Raw genomic sequence first — 16842 nt, 5'->3', positions numbered from 1 at the left:
CACGGACCGGCGTGCCGGGCTGCCGCCGGAGGAGGGCCTCACCGGCCGTCCGCGCTTGCGGTGATCGCGGGCAGGGCCGCTGCGGTGCGGGTGAGTTCGGCGACGCTCAGCGCTTCGCCCGTCAGCTCGGCCACCACGCTCCCGCGCCCGAACACCAGCGCCCGGTGGCACACGTCGGCGACCTCCTCGAAATCGGTGGAGATGAGCAGGACCGCCAGGCCGGCGGCCACCGCTTCGTCCAGGAGCCGGTGGATCGAGGCCTTCGCGCCCACGTCCACGCCGGCCGTCGGCTCCTCGAGGACCAGCAGCCGCAGGTCCCCCCGCAGCCGCCGGCCGACCATGACCTTCTGCTGGTTGCCGCCGGACAGGGTGGCGATCGGGACCTCGCTGTCGCGCGGGACCACCGAGAAACGGTCGATCAGGGCGGTGGCCTCGGCGCGCTCGCGCCGCGGACCGATCCAGTGCCACGCCGCCACACCGGCCGCCCGGGGATTGGCCAGGAAGTTCTCCCGGACGGTCAGTTCCGCGGCGCAGCCCTCCTCCTGCCGGTTCGCGGCCACGAAACCGACGCCGCAGCCGAGGGCGGCGGCGACGGTGCGCGGACGGTACGGACGTCCGTCGAGCAGCGCCTGGCCGCCGAGCAGGGGCAGTGCGCCGGCCAGGGCGCGGCCGAGGTGCATGTGCCCGGCCCCGGTCAGGCCCACCATCCCGAGCACCTCGCCGCCCCTCAGCTCCAGGCTCACGGGTCCGGTGCGGGCGGTCGTCACGCGGTCGAGGCGCAGTACGGGAGGCCGGCCGGCGGGGCGCGCGGAAGCGGAAGCGGCGGCGGACGGCTGCAGGCCTGCCGGCCCGGCGGGTTCGTGTCCCACGATGTCGCGCACCAGACGGGCCGGGTCGTACGCGGCGAGCGGCCCCCCGCTGACGATCCGGCCGTCGCGCAGGACGGCGAAGGCGTCGGCGACCTCGTACACCTCGTCGAGCCGGTGGCTGACGTAGAGGATCCCGTGCCCCCGGTCCCGCAGGTCGTGCAGGACGCCGAACAGGCGCGCGCAGTCCGCGGCGGGCAGGGTGGCGGTCGGCTCGTCGAGGACGAGGAGCCGCGCGCTCCTCGCCAGGCCGCGGGCGATGGCGACCAGCGAGCGTTCGGCGGGGGCGAGGTCGGCGACACGGGAGCCGGCGTCCAGGTGCCCGGCGACGATCCGCAGCGCCTCGGCGCACCGCTCCCGGGTCCGCCGCCAGGAGATCAGGCCGCCGCGGCGCGGATAGCCGGTCCCCAGGGCGATGTTCTCGGCGACGGTCATCCAGTCGACCAGGCCGAGGTCCTGGTGGATGAAGGACATGCTGCGGGAGGCCGCCTCGGAGCCGAGCGGGTGCCCGGCCACGGTCACCTCGCCCGTGTCGGCGCGGTGGACCCCGGCGAGCACCTTGATGAGGGTGGACTTCCCGGAGCCGTTGGGCCCGAGGAGGGCGAGGACGCTGCCGCCGTGGACGTCGAGGTCGACCGCGTCCAGGGCGAGGGTGCCGCCGAACCGCTTGCCGAGACCGCGGATCCGGACGAGGGGCTCCCCGCCGGAGGGTGAGGGCGGGCGCGTGGAGGTGAGGGGAGTGTCGTGCACGGACTCCTCCGGGGGCCGCCTGGGGAGGTTCTTCCTGAAGGGACGAGGACACCGGTGATGCTACTGGTGGTCGTACCCATATGAGCGATATGTCACCTTCTGTGCCTCGATGGTCGAGTCGCCCGGGCCGAGGGCACGGACGAGGGGCGGGGCCGCCGGGCGGCTCAGGCCGCGGCCAGCGCGCACTCGGCCCAGATGACCTTGCCCTGGGCCGTGTACCGGGTGCCCCAGGCGTGGGCGAGCTGTGCGACGAGGAACAGGCCGCGGCCGCCCTCCTCCGTGCTGGCCGCCCGCCGCAGGTGCGGGGCGGTGCTGCTGCCGTCGGAGACCTCGCAGATCAGGGTGCGGTCGTGGACGAGGCGTACCTGGATGGGCTCGGTGCCGTAGCGCACCGCGTTGGTGACCAGCTCACTGAGCATCAGCTCGACGGCGAACGCGAGCTCCTCCAGTCCCCAGTCGGCGAGCCGGCGGGTGGCGGCGGCGCGGACGCCGGCGACCTCGGCGGGGTCGGCGGGCACGTCCCAGGAGGCGATCCGGTCCGCGGGCACCGTACGGGTGCGGGCGACGAGCAGCGCGATGTCGTCCCCGGGGTTTTCGGGCGCCATGGCGTCCATGACCGCCCGGCAGGTCTCCTCCGGGCTGCGGTCCGACCGGGCCAGGACGCGGCCCAGCCGGTCCAGGGCCACGTCGATGTCGCGGTGGCGGTCCTCGACGAGCCCGTCCGTGTACAGCACCAGCGTGCTCCCCTCGGGGAGCCGGATCTCCGCGGTCTCGAAGGGCAGCCCGCCCAGTCCCAGCGGTGGTCCGGCGGGCAGCTCGGGGAAGGTCACCCGGCCGTCGGGGTGGACCAGCGCGGGCGGCGGATGCCCGGCGCGGGCCATGGTGCACTGCCGGGTGATCGGGTCGTACACGGCGTAGAGGCAGGTGGCGCCGGCGATTCCGGTGCTGCCGGGGCCGGTGTCCCCGCCCTCCTCCCGGTCCAGGCGCGCCAGGAGGTTGTCCAGGTGGGTCATGAGCTCGTCGGGGGCCAGTTCCAGTTCGGCGAAGTTGCGCGCGGCGGTCCGCAGCCGGCCCATGGTCGCGGCGGCGTGCAGTCCGTGGCCGACGACGTCACCGACGAGGAGGGCGACGCGGGTGCCGGAGAGGGGGATGACGTCGAACCAGTCGCCGCCCACCCCGGACGCGGCGGGCAGGTAGCGGTGGGCGACCTCGACGGCACCCTGCTCGGGCACGCCGTGCGGGAGCAGGCTCTGCTGCAGGGCCAGAGCCAGGTTGTGCTCACGGGTGTAGCGGCGCGCGTTGTCGATGCAGAGGGCGGCGCGCGCCGCGAGTTCCTGGGCCAGCCGGCTGTCGTCGTCCCCGTAGGGGGCCGGGTCCTCGGAGCGGTAGAAGGTCGCGATGCCCAGCAGGACGCCGCGGGCGAGGAGCGGGACGGAGACGAGGGAGTGCACCTTGTGGGCGAGGAGCCGCCGGGCGTGCTCGGGCTCCTGGTCGATCCAGCCGACGGCCTGTTTGAGGTCGGGTTCCAGTACGGCGTGCCCGCTGTCCAGACACCGCATGTGGGGGGTCGCGGCGCGCAGCTCGACCCGTTCGCCGGCGGGGTAGAAGGGGCAGTCGTCCCGGATGCCGTGCAGCACCGCACGGTGCAGCTCGCTGCGGGGGTCGGCGGACTCCTCGCCGCGCAGCACCGACTCCGGCACGTCGATCGTCACGTAGTCGGCCAGGTGCGGAACGGCCATCTCGGCGAGCTCCCAGGCGGTGCGGGTCACGTCCAGCGTGGTGCCGATCCGGGTGCTGGCCTCGGCCAGCAGCTCCAGGCGGCGCCGCGCGGCGATGGCGTACTTGCCCACCTCCGGCTCACCGACCAGGACGAGCCCCCTTCCGTGGGCCGTCCCGGGGGCCGTCGGGGGCGGCGGTCCGGTCGGCGGTCCGGCGTGGGTGGGGACGGCGCGGGTGGGGACGGCGTGGGTGGGGACGGCGAGGTGGTGCTCCGGAGGCGGCTCGCCGGTGAACACGGCCTCGACGACGACGCCCTCCACCCCGGAGCGGCTCGTGAGCGGAGTGCTCAGCAGGGTGACTCCCCGCCCGTGCGGCAGGGTCACCTCGACGGCGGCCCGCTGGGGCGAGCAGATGAGCTCGGTGGCCTTCTCCTTGAGGATCGTCTGGTCGCTCCGGTCCAGCCCGCTGTCGCCGATCCCGTCCAGGCCCATCGGCGGCCCGTCCGCGGCGATCGCCCCGTTGCGGGCCAGGTGGCCGGCCTCCAGATAGGTGCGCAGCAGGGCGCGCTCCCGCGCCGAGCGCTGCTCCATCAGGCGCCGCTCGATGCCCTGCGCCGCCCGGCGGACCAGGACGGCCAGGGCCGGGTCCTCGTAACCGTGCGGGTAGCCGAGGCAGAGGACGCCCACGATGTGCCCGCTCAGCTGATCGCGGATCGGGGTGGCGGAACAGGCGTTCGACTGGGACCGCTCGGCGAAGTGCTCGGCCCCGTAGACCCTGACGAGCCGCCGCTCGGCGAGCGCGAGGCCGATGCCGTTGGTGCCCGCGAAGCGTTCGGCGAAGACGAAGCCGGGGACGGCCTGGATGGGGGGCAGGCTGCGGGCGAGACCGGGTTCCCCGAAGCGGCGCTGGAGCACCGTTCCGTTCCCGTCGGCGAGGCAGACGTTCATCCGGCTGCCGTTGAACCGGGAGGCCAGCTGGTCCAGCACGGGCCCGGCGGCGTGGACGAGCCGGCTGTCGGGATCGAAGTCGTCCCGGTAGGGGAGATCGGTCTGGTCCGGCGACAGGCCCAGGGTCCGGCAGCGCCGCCAGGAGTTCAGGATCGGGCTGCGCACCCCGTCGGCGATCGCCTCGCCCACCAGGAACCGCTCACGGGAGCGTGCGGGACCGATCTGCTCTCCCGTGACCCCCATGTGCATCACTTCCCCTTGCCGAGCCCTCGGCGCCGTGCCCCGGCCGCCTCGGAGCGGCCTCACCGAGCAAGTGCTTTTTGAGTATATTCCTACCCATTGATCCGAATCGCCCGATCAGAGGACCGCCACCGGACCGACCGGGGAGCCCGTCCCGCCGGGTACGTTCAGCGGCGCCACGACGATCATGAACTCGTAGTGCTCCGCCCCGGCGCAGGCCCCCGACAGCGCTTCGAGGTCCAGATTGTCCAGCAGCGGCACCCCCATGGCGGCCACGGCGAGGGCGTGGACGGGGGAGTGGACGCCTTCGACCGGCGAGGGGCGCAGATCGCTGTCCCCGTCGCCGCCGAGCAGGGCGATGGCGCGCTCGGCCAGCAGCGGCACCGCGTCCACGTGGAAGCCCGCGCTCGCGGCGCCGGAGTCCCATGCGCCGAGCTCGCGGCTGCGGCGGAACCGTCCGGAGCGCAGCAGCACCGCGCAGCCCTCGTCGATCGTCACGCCCAGTGCGCGCTCCGCGGCGACGACGTCCCGTGCGCGGACCGGATGCCCGGGCTCCAGCCAGTCCACCCCGAGGACGGCCGGCAGGTCGAGGAGCACCCCTTTGGTGACGAGCGGGCCGAGCGCCGCCACGGAGCCGAACCCCGCGCCCGTGGAGCCGACGGCCTCCCGCGCCTCACGGCCGTCGTAGAGTCGCCCCTCGTAGGCGACGTGTGACAGCGCGTCCAGGTGGCTCACGGCCTTGCCGTGGTAGTCGACCGCGAGGAAGTCCTTGTAGGTGGCGGGCTCCGGGGCCTCCGCGTCGCCGAGGTCGGTCATGTGGTGCAGGGCCGGCCTCGGGTTGTCCGGGCCGGGCCGGGTGTCCCAGGGCAGCCCCAGCGGTACCGCGGTCCCGGAGCGGACCAGGCCCGCGGCCCGCCGTACGTGCTCCGGGGTGACCCGGTTCCAGGCGCCGCGGTCGGCCGGGGCCCAGCGGCCCCAGGTCCGGACCGCCGCGAAGATCGCGTCGAACTCCTGGCGGGAGACCGCGTCCGCGGGACTGCTGCACATCGGGACTCACCGCTCCAAGCTCACGGGGATCTCCCGCCCGGGCGGGCGGGAGGCTGGCCGGAGAACGAGCATGCCCGAGCGGGGACCGGCGCCGGGGTGACCGCGGCGGGGCCGAATGTCTGATTCTGGGTCAACTTCAGTACCGAGTACGGGCGTTCGATCGAGGCCGAAAGTTGATGTATCGCCCCTTAAACATCCCGCGCGACAAGATCGCCGTATCGAGGTAATGGCGAGGGCTGAAGGGGCTCACGGCGTGCACGGACGGTTAGTGTGCTCCCGGATCTGGATGGATTGCCCGGATATCCGCCCCCTTTCTTTCTTCTTTCGCCGGTGACGTGCGCCCCGCAGGCTCCGCTCACCACCCTTACGAAGGAGCTCCCGTCCGATGACCGTGGACACCAGCCTGGAGGCGCAGCTCGAGGCGCCCCGGCAGACCAGCCTGGGTACGGCGGCTGCCCGCAACCTCGCCACCACCACCAAGTCCGCCCCGCAGATGCAGGAGATCACCTCCCGCTGGCTGCTCAGGATGCTCCCCTGGGTGGAGACCAAGGGCGGCACCTACCGGGTGAACCGCCGGCTCACGTACACCGTCGGCGACGGCCGCATCGAGTTCGTCCAGGACGGGGCCCACGTCCGGGTGATCCCGCGCGAGCTCGGCGAACTGGCCATGCTCCGCGGCTTCGACGACGTGGAGGTGCTGACCGCGCTCGCCGGCCGGTGCGTCCAGCGCGACTTCCGTGCCGGTGAGGTGCTGGTCGAACGCGGCACCCCCGCGGACGAGATCCACATGATCGCGCACGGCCGGGTCAACCAGACCTCCGTCGGCAAGTACGGTGACGAGGTCGCCGTAGCCGTGCTCGCGGACGGTGACCGGTTCGGCGAGCACGCCCTGCTCGACGGGGCCGGAGGCTGGGACTTCACCGCCACCGCGGCCACCGCCGGCACCCTGCTCACCCTCTCCCGCTCCGATTTCGCCTCCGTGCTGTCCTCGGCGCCGCAACTGCAGGCCCACATCCAGCAGTTCGGCTCGCTGCCGCACCAGCGGCAGAACAAGCACGGCGAGGCCGAGATCGCGATGTCGGCCGGCCACACCGGTGAGCCGGAGCTGCCCGGCACCTTCGTCGACTACGAGCTCAACCCGCGCGAGTACGAACTCTCCATCGCGCAGACCGTGCTGCGGGTGCACACCAGGGTCGCCGACCTCTACAACGAGCCGATGAACCAGACCGAGGAGCAGCTCAGGCTCACCATCGAGGCGCTGCGCGAGCGCCAGGAGCACGAGCTGATCAACAACCGTGAGTTCGGTCTGCTCCACAACGCCGCCTTCAAGCAGCGGATCCAGACCCACTCCGGCCCGCCCACCCCGGACGACCTCGACGAGCTGCTGTGCCGCCGCCGCGGCTCCAAACTCTTCCTCGCCCACCCCAAGACGATCGCGGCGATCGGGCGCGAGTTCAACGCCCGCGGTCTGTACCCGGACCACGTCGACCTCGGCGGACAGCAGGTCCCGGCCTGGCGCGGCGTGCCGATCCTGCCGTGCAACAAGATCCCCATCAGCAAGGAGAACACGAGCTCGATCCTCGTGATGCGTACCGGCGAGGACAACCAGGGCGTCATCGGCCTGCGCCAGACCGGTCTGCCGGAGGAGTACGAGCCGGGCCTGTCGGTGCGGTTCATGGGCATCGACGAGCGGTCGATCATCTCCTACCTGGTCTCCACGTACTACTCCGCCGCCATCCTGGTGCCCGACGCCCTCGGCGTGCTGGAGAACGTCCAGATCGCCCGCAGGCACGACTGAGGGCCCTCCCCGCGTCCTCCCGGAGGACCTGCCCGACGGCCGTGAAGCCCGGGACCCCGCGTCCCGGGCCGGCCGGTCCTGCCCGGGATCCGGGACAGCCAACCACCTCACCTAGGAGTCACGGATGCCCGACCCCGGGCCTTCCCCTCTGCAGTCGGGCCTGCCCGCCGCCGCGGCCCGTTTCGGGGCCCACGGTCACGGCCGCGGCGTCGAGGCCGTCGCCCCGCCCGTCCCCGCCGCTCGCGCGTCGGTCCTCCCGGCAGGGCCGCCGGTCCTCCCCGTCGGGCCGCCGGTCCTCCCTTCGGGGCCTGCGGTCCTCCCGGCGGAGCCGGCGGTCGCCGCCCCGGGCGGGGCCGCCGCGGCCGCGGCCCCCGTAGCCGTGGAGGTCCCGGCGGTGCCCGAACGGGCGGTGAACCCCGCGCTGGAGCGGATCCTGCGCGGCCCCAGCGGTCTGGGCACGGTGGCACTGCACCCGGCCCGGCGCGGGGAGCCGCCCGCGCCGCCGGAGCCCTCGGCGGCCGGCCGGCCGATCCCCGGCCTCTACCACCACCCCGTACCGGAACCGGACCCCGTACGGGTGGAAGAGATCGGCAGCAGGATCAAGACATGGGCGGTGGACGAGGTCGAGCTCTACCCGCCGGAGTGGGAGGACCAGTTCGACGGCTTCTCCATCGGCCGCTACATGGTCGCCTGCCACCCGGACGCCCCCTCCGTCGACCATCTCATGATCGCCGCGCGCCTGATGGTCGCCGAGAACGTGGTCGACGACTGCTACTGCGAGGACCACGGAGGCTCGCCCGTCGGCCTCGGCGGGCGCCTGCTGCTGGCGCACACCGCTCTGGACCCGCTCCACACCACCACGGACTACGCGCCGCAGTGGGCGCAGTCGCTCCAGTCGGACGCCCCGCGGCGTGCGTACCGCTCGGCCATGGAGTACCTGCTCCAGGGGGCCACCCCCTCGCAGGCCGACCGGTTCCGCCACGACATGGCCCGGCTCCACCTGGGCTACCTCGCCGAGGCGGCCTGGGCCGAGACGGACTACGTCCCGGAGGTGTGGGAGTACCTGGCGATGCGGCAGTTCAACAACTTCCGCCCCTGCCCCACCATCACCGACACCGTGGGCGGCTACGAACTGCCGGCGGACCTGCACGCCCAGCCCGCCATGCAGCGGGTGATCGCGCTCGCCGGGAACGCCACCACCATCGTCAACGACCTTTACTCCTACACCAAGGAACTCGCCAGCCCCGGCCGGCACTTGAACCTCCCCGTGGTGCTCGCCGAACGCGAGGGGGGCTCCGTCCGCGAGGCCTACCTGAAGGCGGTCGAGGTCCACAACGACCTCATGCGCTCCTTCGAGGCCGCGGCCGCCGACCTGGCCGCCGCCTGCCCCGTCCCGAACGTCCTGCGCTTCCTGCGCGGCGTGGCCGCGTGGGTCGACGGCAACCACTACTGGCACCAGACCAATACCTACCGCTACAGCCTTCCCGACTTCTGGTAACGAACGGATCTACACGTGACCAACACCGATCTCACCTTTGCCCCCGCCTCCGCCGCGTCCGCGTTCATCCCGGCCCCGGCGACGCCCTACCAGGGTGACATCGCCCGGTACTGGGACCACGAGGCCCGGCCGGTGAACCTGCGTCTCGGCGACGTGGACGGCCTCTACCACCACCACTACGGCATCGGTGACGTCGACCATGCTGCCCTCGGGGACCCCGACGACAGCGCATACGAGAAGAAGCTGATCGCCGAGCTCCACCGGCTGGAGTCGGCACAGGCCGATGTCCTCCTGGACCACCTGGGCACCATCGGCCGCGGCGACATGCTGGTCGACGCCGGCTGCGGCCGCGGCGGCTCGTCGGTCATGGCCCACCAGCGGTTCGGATGCAGGGTCGAGGGCGTCACCCTGTCGGCCAAGCAGGCCGAGTTCGCCAACCAGCGCGCTCGTGAACTCGGCATCGAGGACTCGGTCCGCGCCCGCGTCTGCAACATGCTCGACATGCCGTTCGAGACGGGGCAGGCCGCGGGCTCCTGGAACAACGAGTCGAGCATGTACGTCGACCTGCACGACCTGATGGCCGAGCACTCCCGCGTGCTCGCCGTCGGCGGCCGTTACGTGACCATCACCGGTTGCTGGAACCCCCGTTACGGCCAGCCCTCGAAGTGGGTCTCCCAGATCAACGCCCACTTCGAGTGCAACATCCACTCCCGCCGGGAGTACATGCGGGCCATGGCCGACAACCGGCTCGTCCCGCAGGCCGTCATCGACCTGACCCCCGCGACCCTGCCGTACTGGGAGCTTCGGGCCACGTCCTCCCTGGTCACCGGAATCGAGGAGGCGTTCATCAACTCCTACAAGGACGGCTCGTTCCAGTACGTGCTGATCGCGGCCGACCGCGTCTGAGCAGGAGCCGGAGGACACCCCGGGAGGGCGGCGGGGCCCGCGACCCGGCCCACGGGCCCGGCTACTCGGACCGACGCTCCATCACCCGCCGCGCCGCCTCGCTCTCGGCGGCGGGGGGTGACAGCTCGTCCAGTGTGTCGATGTCGGTGTCCCGCTCCAGTTCCTCCTCCCAGGCCGCGGCGAGCCGCTCCTGCTCCGCGCGCGGCCTGCCCTCGACGGTCTCGCGGTGCGTCGGGTCGAGGGCGGCGAGAAAGCGTTCGACGGCGTCGAAGGACATTCCGTACTCCTTGTGCGGCGGGGCGGGGCGGGGCGGGTGCGAGGGGGCGTCGGCGGACCGGGGACCGGTGGACCGGCCTCCCCCGCCAAGGATGGGAGAGACGGCCCTGCCGGAGCGCCGGACGCGGCCCGCGCCGCACCCGGATGGCCGCCCCCGCTCACCCCGTGGTGCCGCCGCGGAGGCCGGGCGCGGATCCGGGACCGGCGAATGTGCAGGCCGCCGGTGTGTCCCGGCCGCTCCGGCGGGCGAGGGCCCCTTCAATGGGCAGCCTCCGACGGAAAGGGCACGGTATGACCTCCCCCGTGCAACAGCAGGACCCGGCGCACACAGCACACTTCAGCCGCCGGTCGGTCGTCACGGGCGCGCTCGCCGTGGCCGCCGGTGCCGCGCTCCCCCTCCTTCCGGCGGGCCGCGCGCACGCCGTGGCCGGACCGGAGATCGCGAGCTGCGCCACCTGGGGCGCGCGACCCGCCTCCGAAGACGTGGTGATCCTGGCGAACCGCCCGGAGCGGATCATCGTCCACCACACCGCGACGCTGAACGTCACCGACTACTCCCAGCAGCGCGCGTACGCCCTGGCCAGGGCGATCCAGACGTACCACATGGACGCCCAGGGCTGGATCGACACCGGGCAGCACTTCACGGTCAGCCGCGGCGCCTTCCTCCTGGAGGGCCGGCACAACAGCCTCGCGGAGCTCCGCACCGGCACGCGCCAGGTGCGCGCGGCGCACTGCGTCGGGCAGAACACCGTGTCGATCGGCATCGAGAACGAGGGCACCTACATGACCGAGGAGCCGCCGGCGGCGCAGTTCGCCGCGCTGGCGGACCTGTGCGCCCACATCTGCCGCCAGTACGGCCTGCCGGCCTCGGAGATCTACGGCCACCGGGACTTCAACTCCACGTCCTGCCCCGGCGACCGCCTCTACGCCCTGCTCCCGACGCTGCGCGAGAACGTCGCCACCCGACTGGGCAGCCCCCTGACCCAACCGGTCCAGGACCCGGTCCAGGACCTGATCGACAAGGCCACGACCCACTCCCTGAACCCCCTCCCGGAATACCTCCCGGCCGGCCTCCTCCCGTAGTCGTGCGCCCGGCGCCATCCGGGGGCGCGTCGGTGGGCTGAAGCGGGCGCGGCGGGGGTACACGTACTGCAATGCCGAGCGGGCCCCGGGAAGCGGTCCGGGCCACGGGCTCCGACGGTGCGTCAGGACAGGAGTGAGGCCGCATGTCCCTGCTCGCGATGATCCTCGTCTTCGTCGGACTCTGGTGCGCCGCCTCGGTCGCCGTGGCCTCGTGTTTCAGCGCCTACCGCATCTGGTGCCGCAGCGACAGGCGGCGCCGGGGACCGCACCGCGGCGGCGGGAACCCCGTGGGCTGGGGGCATTCCCGCGGCTGACCGCCGCGACCGGTTCACCCCGGCGCGGGTCTGCGCCCCCAGGCGGTGATCATCCCCGGTGACAGTGCGGCGCAGTCCGGGGAGCCGAGGTAGCCGATCGCCTCGTCGACCGTCGCGTCGTCCACCAGTCCGGTGGCCACGATCGACTCCCTGGCCCGGTCCCAGGTCCCGGCCCAGAAGAGGCTGATGGGGCTGCCCGGGAGCAGGGGAGGCACCCGCACCTCGGCGGCCACGGACCCGAGCCCCGCCTCCCGAAGGTGGCGCGGGTAGTCCGCCACCCACGAGATGTCCGTGCCGATGGTGTCCCGCAGCCCCTGCCACATGGCCTGCATCACCCGGGTGTACGGGCTGGGTGCCGCCGTACCGGTGGTCAGGTCGATGGCGTCGCTCAGCACCAGCACCCCGTCCTGCGCGAGAAGGCCGCCGAGCCCGCTGATCAGGCTGCGCCACGCGCGCAGGTGCATCAGGACGAACCGGGCGTGGACCAGCTGGAACCGGCGGCCGGGGTCGAAACCCGGCGCGCTGACGTCCGCTTCCAGGACGGCGAGTCCCGGCAGCGGGCGGGCCTGGAGGAAGCGCGTGTCGCGGTCGACCGCGAGCACGCTCGCCACCCCGGCCTCCTCGAGCAGCCGGCGGGCGATGGTTCCGGTACCGGCCCCGACGTCGAGGCAGTTCCAGCCCGGCCCCGCTCCCAGGGCCCGCAGCCGGTCCATCGTCATGTCGTCGTACGCGAGTGCCCCGAGGTCGATGCGGTCGTCCTCGCCGGCCTGCTCGGGGCGGAAGACCGCCTCGCCGTAGCGGCCGTGCCCGGGTGTGGTCATCCGTCGGTCACCTCCTCGGTGCCGTCGGCCGCCTGGGCGCCACGGCCGCGTCGGGTCAGGGCAGGGTCCAGATGACGCGCGTCACGAGGTAGAAGACGAGGACCCAGAACAGAATGGCCGCGGCGACGATCCCGAGGCCGATGAGGTTGGTCTTGCGCGCCGACTGGTCGGGATCGGGGCGCAGCCACCGCTTGAGCAGCGGGTTCACGTAGAACGGCATCGTGAAGAAGCTCATGACCAGGCTCGACAGGAGGTTTCCCAGGAGCAGCCCCGACCAGATCGGCAGCTTCATGGGAGATGTGGCGAGGGCCAGCAGGACGACGGTCGGGTAGAGGCCCACCCAGACCGCGATGGCCGTCTTGGTGACCGAGGGCGGCGGCGCTTGCCTGCCGTTCTCGTCGAAGGCGAACCAGCTGCCGAAGGAGTTGTCGATGGTGCGCATCCTGAAGTCGCTGAACTTCCTGCCCTCGGAGAGGACTTCCTGCCGTTTGGTCGACGTCAGCCAGGCGTCGAGGTGCTCGGCGTTGTCGAACCGGTACAGCGTGGTCCATTCCTCCTGAAGGCCTTCGATGGGCCGGAAGACCTCGGTTCCGCGGAATCCCTCGAACTTGCTCTCCGCGTCCCTCATGTGGCGCTGCCATGCGAGGAAGTCCTCGGTGGCGTCCGGGTGGACGTGGTGCGTGACCACCACCGTGACCAGCGGATCCTCGGGCTTGGTCCCCCCGCTGACCACCTGCTGGGTCGCGGGACCGTCGAAGAACCTGCTGCCGGCGTCCAGGAGCCGCTGCCTGGTGGCGCTGTTGATCCACGATTGCAGATGGGCTATGGAGTCGAAGCGGTACACCGTGACCCAGTCGGGTTGCAGCGGGGTCGGCGGGGAGATCTCGGAACCGAGGGCGCCGGGGTAGCCGGCGGCAGCGGCGTTGACCTCCTCCTGCCAGGCCTCGTACTCCCTGTCCAGACCGGGGAGGACCTTCTGGCCGATGATCGCGGTCGCCGTGGCGTCTTCGTGCTGTGTGGCGTTCATGTTCTCAGGCCGTCTGCACCGACTGGCTTTCACCCAGCCGGCTGTAGATGCGTTCGGGGGTCAGGGGCAGAGCGCGGTACCGCACGCCCGTGGCGTCGTGCAGCGCGTTCGCCAGCGCGGGGGCGACGGGGTTGATGCAGCATTCCGCCATCCCCTTCGACCGCATGGGCCCGACCGAGTCCCCCGATTCCACCAGGAGCACTTCGGTGCGGGGGACGTCCGCGTACGCGGGGATGCGGTAGTTGCGGAAGTTCGGGTTGACCATCGCGCCGTTCGCGTCGACGTGGTAGTTCTCCGTCAGCGTGAACCCGATGCCCTGGGCGACGCCGCCCTCCACCTGGCCGCGGACCTGGGCCGGGTTGATGAGCACGCCGGCGTCGGTCGCCTGGACGCTGTACAGGACGCGGATCTCGCCCGTCACCCGGTGGACGGCGACCCGGAAGCCCTGCGTATTGGAGACGACGCTGCGGGGCGAGCCGTATGCCTTGCGGGCGGCTGTGAACCGGATGCCGCGGGCCCGGGCCAGCGCGACGAGCTCCGCCAGGGACACGCGCCGGTCGCCGCAGACGACTGCGTCGTCCGCCATCGCGCACATGACGAGGTGGACGCCGGTGTGGGCGGCGGCGAATTCGAGGATGCGGTCGCGCACCGCGTTGGCCGCCCTCAGGACCGCGTTGCCCGACACGAAGAGGCCCGCGCTGGCGAAGGCGCCGGTGTCGAATCCGGTGCGGTCGGTGTCGGACTGCACCAGCCGGATCCGCGACGGTGTCGTGCCCAGCTGGTTGGCGGCGATCTGGACATGGGCGGTCGACGTGCCCTCGCCGAATTCGACGGTGCCGACGGCCAGTTCGTAGATGAGGTCGTCCCCGAGCGTGACCCAGGCCTCCGAGATGTGCTCGGTCGGGGGCGCGGTCTCGTGCAGGGAACTCGCGGAGCCGGTCCCGACGAGCCAACCGGGTCCGGGGGAGGGCTCATCGGCCGTCCGGGCCAGGGCCCTGTCCACCAGGTCGATGCACTTCGAGAGTCCGTCCTCGGTGAAGACCACGTCGTCGGGGCCGTCGTGCATGGCGACGAGCGGATCGCCCGGCCGTACGATGTTGCGGCGCCGCAGTTCGAGCGGGTCCAAGTGCAGGGCGATCGCCAGTTCGTGCATCGCCGACTCCACGGCGAACGCGGGCTGTGTCATCCCGTAGCCGCGCAGTGCCCCGCTCGGGACGGTGTTGGTGTACACGGAGTACGCGTCGTACTTCTTGTTGGGGCAGCGGTAGAGCATGACGGCCGCACTGCCCGCGAAGAGGGTTTCGCCGCCGTGGTTGCCGTAGGCGCCCGTGTTCGACACGTTGCGGACCTGGACCGCCGTGAGTGTTCCGTCCGCCTTCGCGCCGAGCCTGACCGTCAGGGTCATCGGGTGCCGCGGTGAAGCCGTCGTGAACTCCTCCTCGCGCGTGTACTCGAAGCAGACGGGCCGCCCGGTGTCCAGGGTGGCCAGCGCCGCCAGGTCCTCGGAGATCACCTCCTGTTTGCCGCCGAAGCCGCCGCCGACGCGTTTGCAGAAGACACGGACCTGGTCCGGACGCAGCGCGAACAGGTACGTGAGTTTGACCTTCGCGATCGAGGGCGACTGGGAGCTGGTGCGGACGTTCAGGCGGCCGTCCTCCATCCAGGCGATCGAGCCGTGGGTTTCGAGGTGCGCGTGCTGTACGCGCGGCGAGGAGTACGTGCCCTCGTGGATCACATCGGCCCCGGCGAACCCGGCCTCGACATCACCGATGTGCGAGTGGATTTCGAGCAGGATGTTGCGGACGGGGTCGCGGACGAACGGATCCGCCGCACCGTGGATCTGTGGCGCTCCGTCGGCCATCGCCTCTTCGGGGTCGAAGACCGCCGGCAGTACCTCGTACTCGACGGCGACCTTGCGGCAGCCCTCCTCTGCCGCCCCGGGCGTGTCCGCCAGGACCGCGACGACGCGCTGGCCGACGAACCGGACCGTTCTGTCGAGGATGAGGGTGTCGTCCGGATCGACGAGGTGGTCGGTGTGGATCGCCGTGGTGAAACGCCTGTGGGGTACGTCTTCCCAGGTGTAGACGCGATGCACACCGGGAACCGCGAGTGCGGCGCTCTTGTCGATCGAGACGATCCGCGCGTGCGCGTGCGGCGAGTGCAGCACCTTGAGGTGCAGCATGCCCTCGACGTGGGTGTCCATCGTGAACTCGGTGCGACCGGTCACCACCTCGTTCGCCGCCGGCGCGCCGACGCTCGTCCCCACGGCCTTGCCCGGCGCGGCCGTCTCCACGCCGACGACCCCCTTCACGGCGTCCTCGATGCCCCGGTAGCCGGTGCAGCGGCAGAGGTTGCCCTTCAGCGCCCGTGGCAGGTCCGCCTTCTGGGCCTCGGTGAAGGTGGCCGCGGTCATGATCATGCCGGCGGTGCAGAATCCGCACTGGAACCCCGGGGCGTCGCGGAACTGGCGCTGCATCGGATGCAGACGGCCGGGCGATCCGAGCCCCTCGATGGTGGTCACCTCGTGCCCCTCCGCGCGGAAGGCCGGGGTGATGCAGCTGTGCACCGGGCTGCCGTCCAGCCACACGGTGCAGGCGCCGCAGTCGCCCGCGTCGCACCCCTTCTTGACGCCGTAGTGGCCGAGCGAGCGGAGGAAGGTGCGCAGGCACTGTCCGGGGGCCGGTTCCTCGTCGAAGCGGTTGCCGTTGACCGAGTAGCTCATGCCGGGCCCCCGTCCATGAGTTCCCTGCGGATCTCTTCGGCGAAGTGCCGTGTCAGGTGGTGACGGTGGTCGGGGGTTCCGTTGGGATCCGCGAACCAGACGTCGGCGGGGATGACGTCGATGCTCTGCTGGAGCGTTGCGGCATCGGGCATGGAGTCGAACGCCATGCGCACGGGACGTGTGGTGCCGGCGGTGACGGTGAGCAGCAGGTCGTTCGCCCCCGGCGTCTGCGTTCCGATGAGGAACACGGTCGAACGGCCGAGGCGGGTCAGCGTGAAGCGGCGGTGGGCGGTGCGCTTGCGCAGGGCGTGCGCCGGGATGTCGACGCGGCGCAGGATTTCGCCGGGCGCGAGGACGTTCGCGTGATCGCCGGTCACGAATTCGAGGGCGTCGACGATCCGCGTGGATCCGTCGGGAGCCCACAGTTCGTACGTCGCCTCCAGGGCGGCCGTCAGCGTGATCATGGGGCCGGCGGGGAGGGACATGCAGATGTTGCCCCCGACGGTCGCCGCGTTCCAGACCTTGAAGGAGGACAGGAACGCCTCGCAACTCGTGGCGAAAAGACCGCTCGCGGTCCAGTCCGGCGGTGACGCGAACGCGTACAGCTCGCGGATGGTGCAGGTCGCGCCGATTTCGAGTCCCTCGTCGCCCGGCACGAGGGGATCCCAGCGCAATGCCGTCAGGTCGATGAGGCGGCGCAGCTCCGGCTGGTCCGCCGAGAACAGCCACGTCCCGCCCGCCAGCCAGGCGTCGCCTTCCCGCCAGTCCTCGCCCGGACGGTCGGGCGGCCGGCGGATGACTTGGGTGATGGTGTTGAGGTCCATGGGA

At 72.1% G+C, this 16842-nt stretch carries 13 protein-coding genes; 5 read left to right on the top strand and 8 right to left on the bottom strand.

The features are described 5' to 3' along the window. Positions 1-38: 38 nt before the first annotated feature. From ACIPK4_RS23815 to ACIPK4_RS23805, 3 genes are all read right to left on the bottom strand, one after another. Positions 39-1616 (bottom strand): sugar ABC transporter ATP-binding protein, encoded by a 1578-nt coding sequence (locus tag ACIPK4_RS23815; protein ID WP_402315692.1) that lies wholly within the window; start codon positions 1614-1616, stop codon positions 39-41. Positions 1617-1780: 164 nt separating this feature from the next. Continuing rightward, positions 1781-4525: a SpoIIE family protein phosphatase gene (locus ACIPK4_RS23810; RefSeq protein WP_402315690.1), complete on the bottom strand. Its 2745-nt coding sequence runs from the start codon at positions 4523-4525 to the stop codon at positions 1781-1783. Positions 4526-4639: 114 nt separating this feature from the next. Further along, the gene (locus tag ACIPK4_RS23805) at positions 4640-5569 is read right to left on the bottom strand and encodes a cyclase family protein (protein WP_402315688.1); all 930 of its coding nucleotides are present in this window, start codon (positions 5567-5569) and stop codon (positions 4640-4642) included. Between the two features lie 385 nt (positions 5570-5954). Between ACIPK4_RS23805 and ACIPK4_RS23800 the strand changes: the two genes are divergently transcribed. From ACIPK4_RS23800 to ACIPK4_RS23790, 3 genes are all read left to right on the top strand, one after another. Next, complete coding sequence (locus ACIPK4_RS23800) at positions 5955-7367, top strand: family 2B encapsulin nanocompartment shell protein (protein ID WP_402315686.1); 1413 nt, start codon at positions 5955-5957, stop codon at positions 7365-7367. Positions 7368-7491: 124 nt separating this feature from the next. Continuing rightward, the gene (locus ACIPK4_RS23795) at positions 7492-8865 is read left to right on the top strand and encodes a family 2 encapsulin nanocompartment cargo protein terpene cyclase (protein WP_402315684.1); all 1374 of its coding nucleotides are present in this window, start codon (positions 7492-7494) and stop codon (positions 8863-8865) included. A 15-nt stretch (positions 8866-8880) separates the two neighbouring features. Next, entirely contained in the window at positions 8881-9771 is an 891-nt protein-coding gene (locus ACIPK4_RS23790; RefSeq protein ID WP_054224280.1) for a geranyl diphosphate 2-C-methyltransferase, read from the top strand. A 61-nt stretch (positions 9772-9832) separates the two neighbouring features. Here ACIPK4_RS23790 and ACIPK4_RS23785 read toward each other — a convergent pair whose 3' ends face one another. Continuing rightward, on the bottom strand, positions 9833-10048 hold the full coding sequence (locus ACIPK4_RS23785) for a hypothetical protein (protein ID WP_402315682.1): 216 nt from the start codon (positions 10046-10048) through the stop codon (positions 9833-9835). Between the two features lie 290 nt (positions 10049-10338). Between ACIPK4_RS23785 and ACIPK4_RS23780 the strand changes: the two genes are divergently transcribed. Then, positions 10339-11130: a peptidoglycan recognition family protein gene (locus tag ACIPK4_RS23780; protein WP_402315680.1), complete on the top strand. Its 792-nt coding sequence runs from the start codon at positions 10339-10341 to the stop codon at positions 11128-11130. A gap of 143 nt (positions 11131-11273) precedes the next feature. Beyond that, on the top strand, positions 11274-11444 hold the full coding sequence (locus ACIPK4_RS23775; RefSeq protein ID WP_402315679.1) for a hypothetical protein: 171 nt from the start codon (positions 11274-11276) through the stop codon (positions 11442-11444). A 14-nt stretch (positions 11445-11458) separates the two neighbouring features. Here the strand turns inward: ACIPK4_RS23775 and ACIPK4_RS23770 are convergent, their stop codons facing one another. The 4 genes from ACIPK4_RS23770 to ACIPK4_RS23755 are packed head-to-tail and all read right to left on the bottom strand — an operon-like array spanning position 11459 to position 16838. After that, on the bottom strand, positions 11459-12265 hold the full coding sequence (locus tag ACIPK4_RS23770) for a class I SAM-dependent methyltransferase (protein WP_402315677.1): 807 nt from the start codon (positions 12263-12265) through the stop codon (positions 11459-11461). A 55-nt stretch (positions 12266-12320) separates the two neighbouring features. Further along, the gene (locus ACIPK4_RS23765) at positions 12321-13292 is read right to left on the bottom strand and encodes an antibiotic biosynthesis monooxygenase (RefSeq protein ID WP_402315675.1); all 972 of its coding nucleotides are present in this window, start codon (positions 13290-13292) and stop codon (positions 12321-12323) included. Between the two features lie 4 nt (positions 13293-13296). Then, the gene (locus ACIPK4_RS23760; protein ID WP_402315673.1) at positions 13297-16014 is read right to left on the bottom strand and encodes a molybdopterin-dependent oxidoreductase; all 2718 of its coding nucleotides are present in this window, start codon (positions 16012-16014) and stop codon (positions 13297-13299) included. Beyond that, entirely contained in the window at positions 16011-16838 is an 828-nt protein-coding gene (locus ACIPK4_RS23755) for an FAD binding domain-containing protein (protein WP_402315671.1), read from the bottom strand. The genes ACIPK4_RS23760 and ACIPK4_RS23755 overlap by 4 nt, the downstream gene beginning before the upstream one ends. Between the last annotated feature and the right edge of the window lie 4 nt (positions 16839-16842).

The organism is Streptomyces sp. NPDC086989, from assembly GCF_044745505.1.
In the GTDB taxonomy this organism is placed as follows: domain Bacteria; phylum Actinomycetota; class Actinomycetes; order Streptomycetales; family Streptomycetaceae; genus Streptomyces.
The sequence above is the reverse complement of the archived record's forward strand: the minus strand, read 5'-3'. Positions and strand labels throughout refer to the sequence as shown.

Excerpts from the sequence above, each read along its gene's own strand:
- ACIPK4_RS23810 (WP_402315690.1), bottom strand. The coding sequence starts at position 4,525 with ATGGGGGTCACGGGAGAGCAGATCGGTCCCGCACGCTCCCGTGAGCGG.
- ACIPK4_RS23805 (WP_402315688.1), bottom strand. The coding sequence starts at position 5,569 with ATGTGCAGCAGTCCCGCGGACGCGGTCTCCCGCCAGGAGTTCGACGCG.
- ACIPK4_RS23800 (WP_402315686.1), top strand. The coding sequence starts at position 5,955 with ATGACCGTGGACACCAGCCTGGAGGCGCAGCTCGAGGCGCCCCGGCAG.
- ACIPK4_RS23795 (WP_402315684.1), top strand. The coding sequence starts at position 7,492 with ATGCCCGACCCCGGGCCTTCCCCTCTGCAGTCGGGCCTGCCCGCCGCC.
- ACIPK4_RS23785 (WP_402315682.1), bottom strand. The coding sequence starts at position 10,048 with ATGTCCTTCGACGCCGTCGAACGCTTTCTCGCCGCCCTCGACCCGACG.
- ACIPK4_RS23780 (WP_402315680.1), top strand. The coding sequence starts at position 10,339 with ATGACCTCCCCCGTGCAACAGCAGGACCCGGCGCACACAGCACACTTC.
- ACIPK4_RS23775 (WP_402315679.1), top strand. The coding sequence starts at position 11,274 with ATGTCCCTGCTCGCGATGATCCTCGTCTTCGTCGGACTCTGGTGCGCC.
- ACIPK4_RS23770 (WP_402315677.1), bottom strand. The coding sequence starts at position 12,265 with ATGACCACACCCGGGCACGGCCGCTACGGCGAGGCGGTCTTCCGCCCC.
- ACIPK4_RS23765 (WP_402315675.1), bottom strand. The coding sequence starts at position 13,292 with ATGAACGCCACACAGCACGAAGACGCCACGGCGACCGCGATCATCGGC.
- ACIPK4_RS23760 (WP_402315673.1), bottom strand. The coding sequence starts at position 16,014 with ATGAGCTACTCGGTCAACGGCAACCGCTTCGACGAGGAACCGGCCCCC.
- ACIPK4_RS23755 (WP_402315671.1), bottom strand. The coding sequence starts at position 16,838 with ATGGACCTCAACACCATCACCCAAGTCATCCGCCGGCCGCCCGACCGT.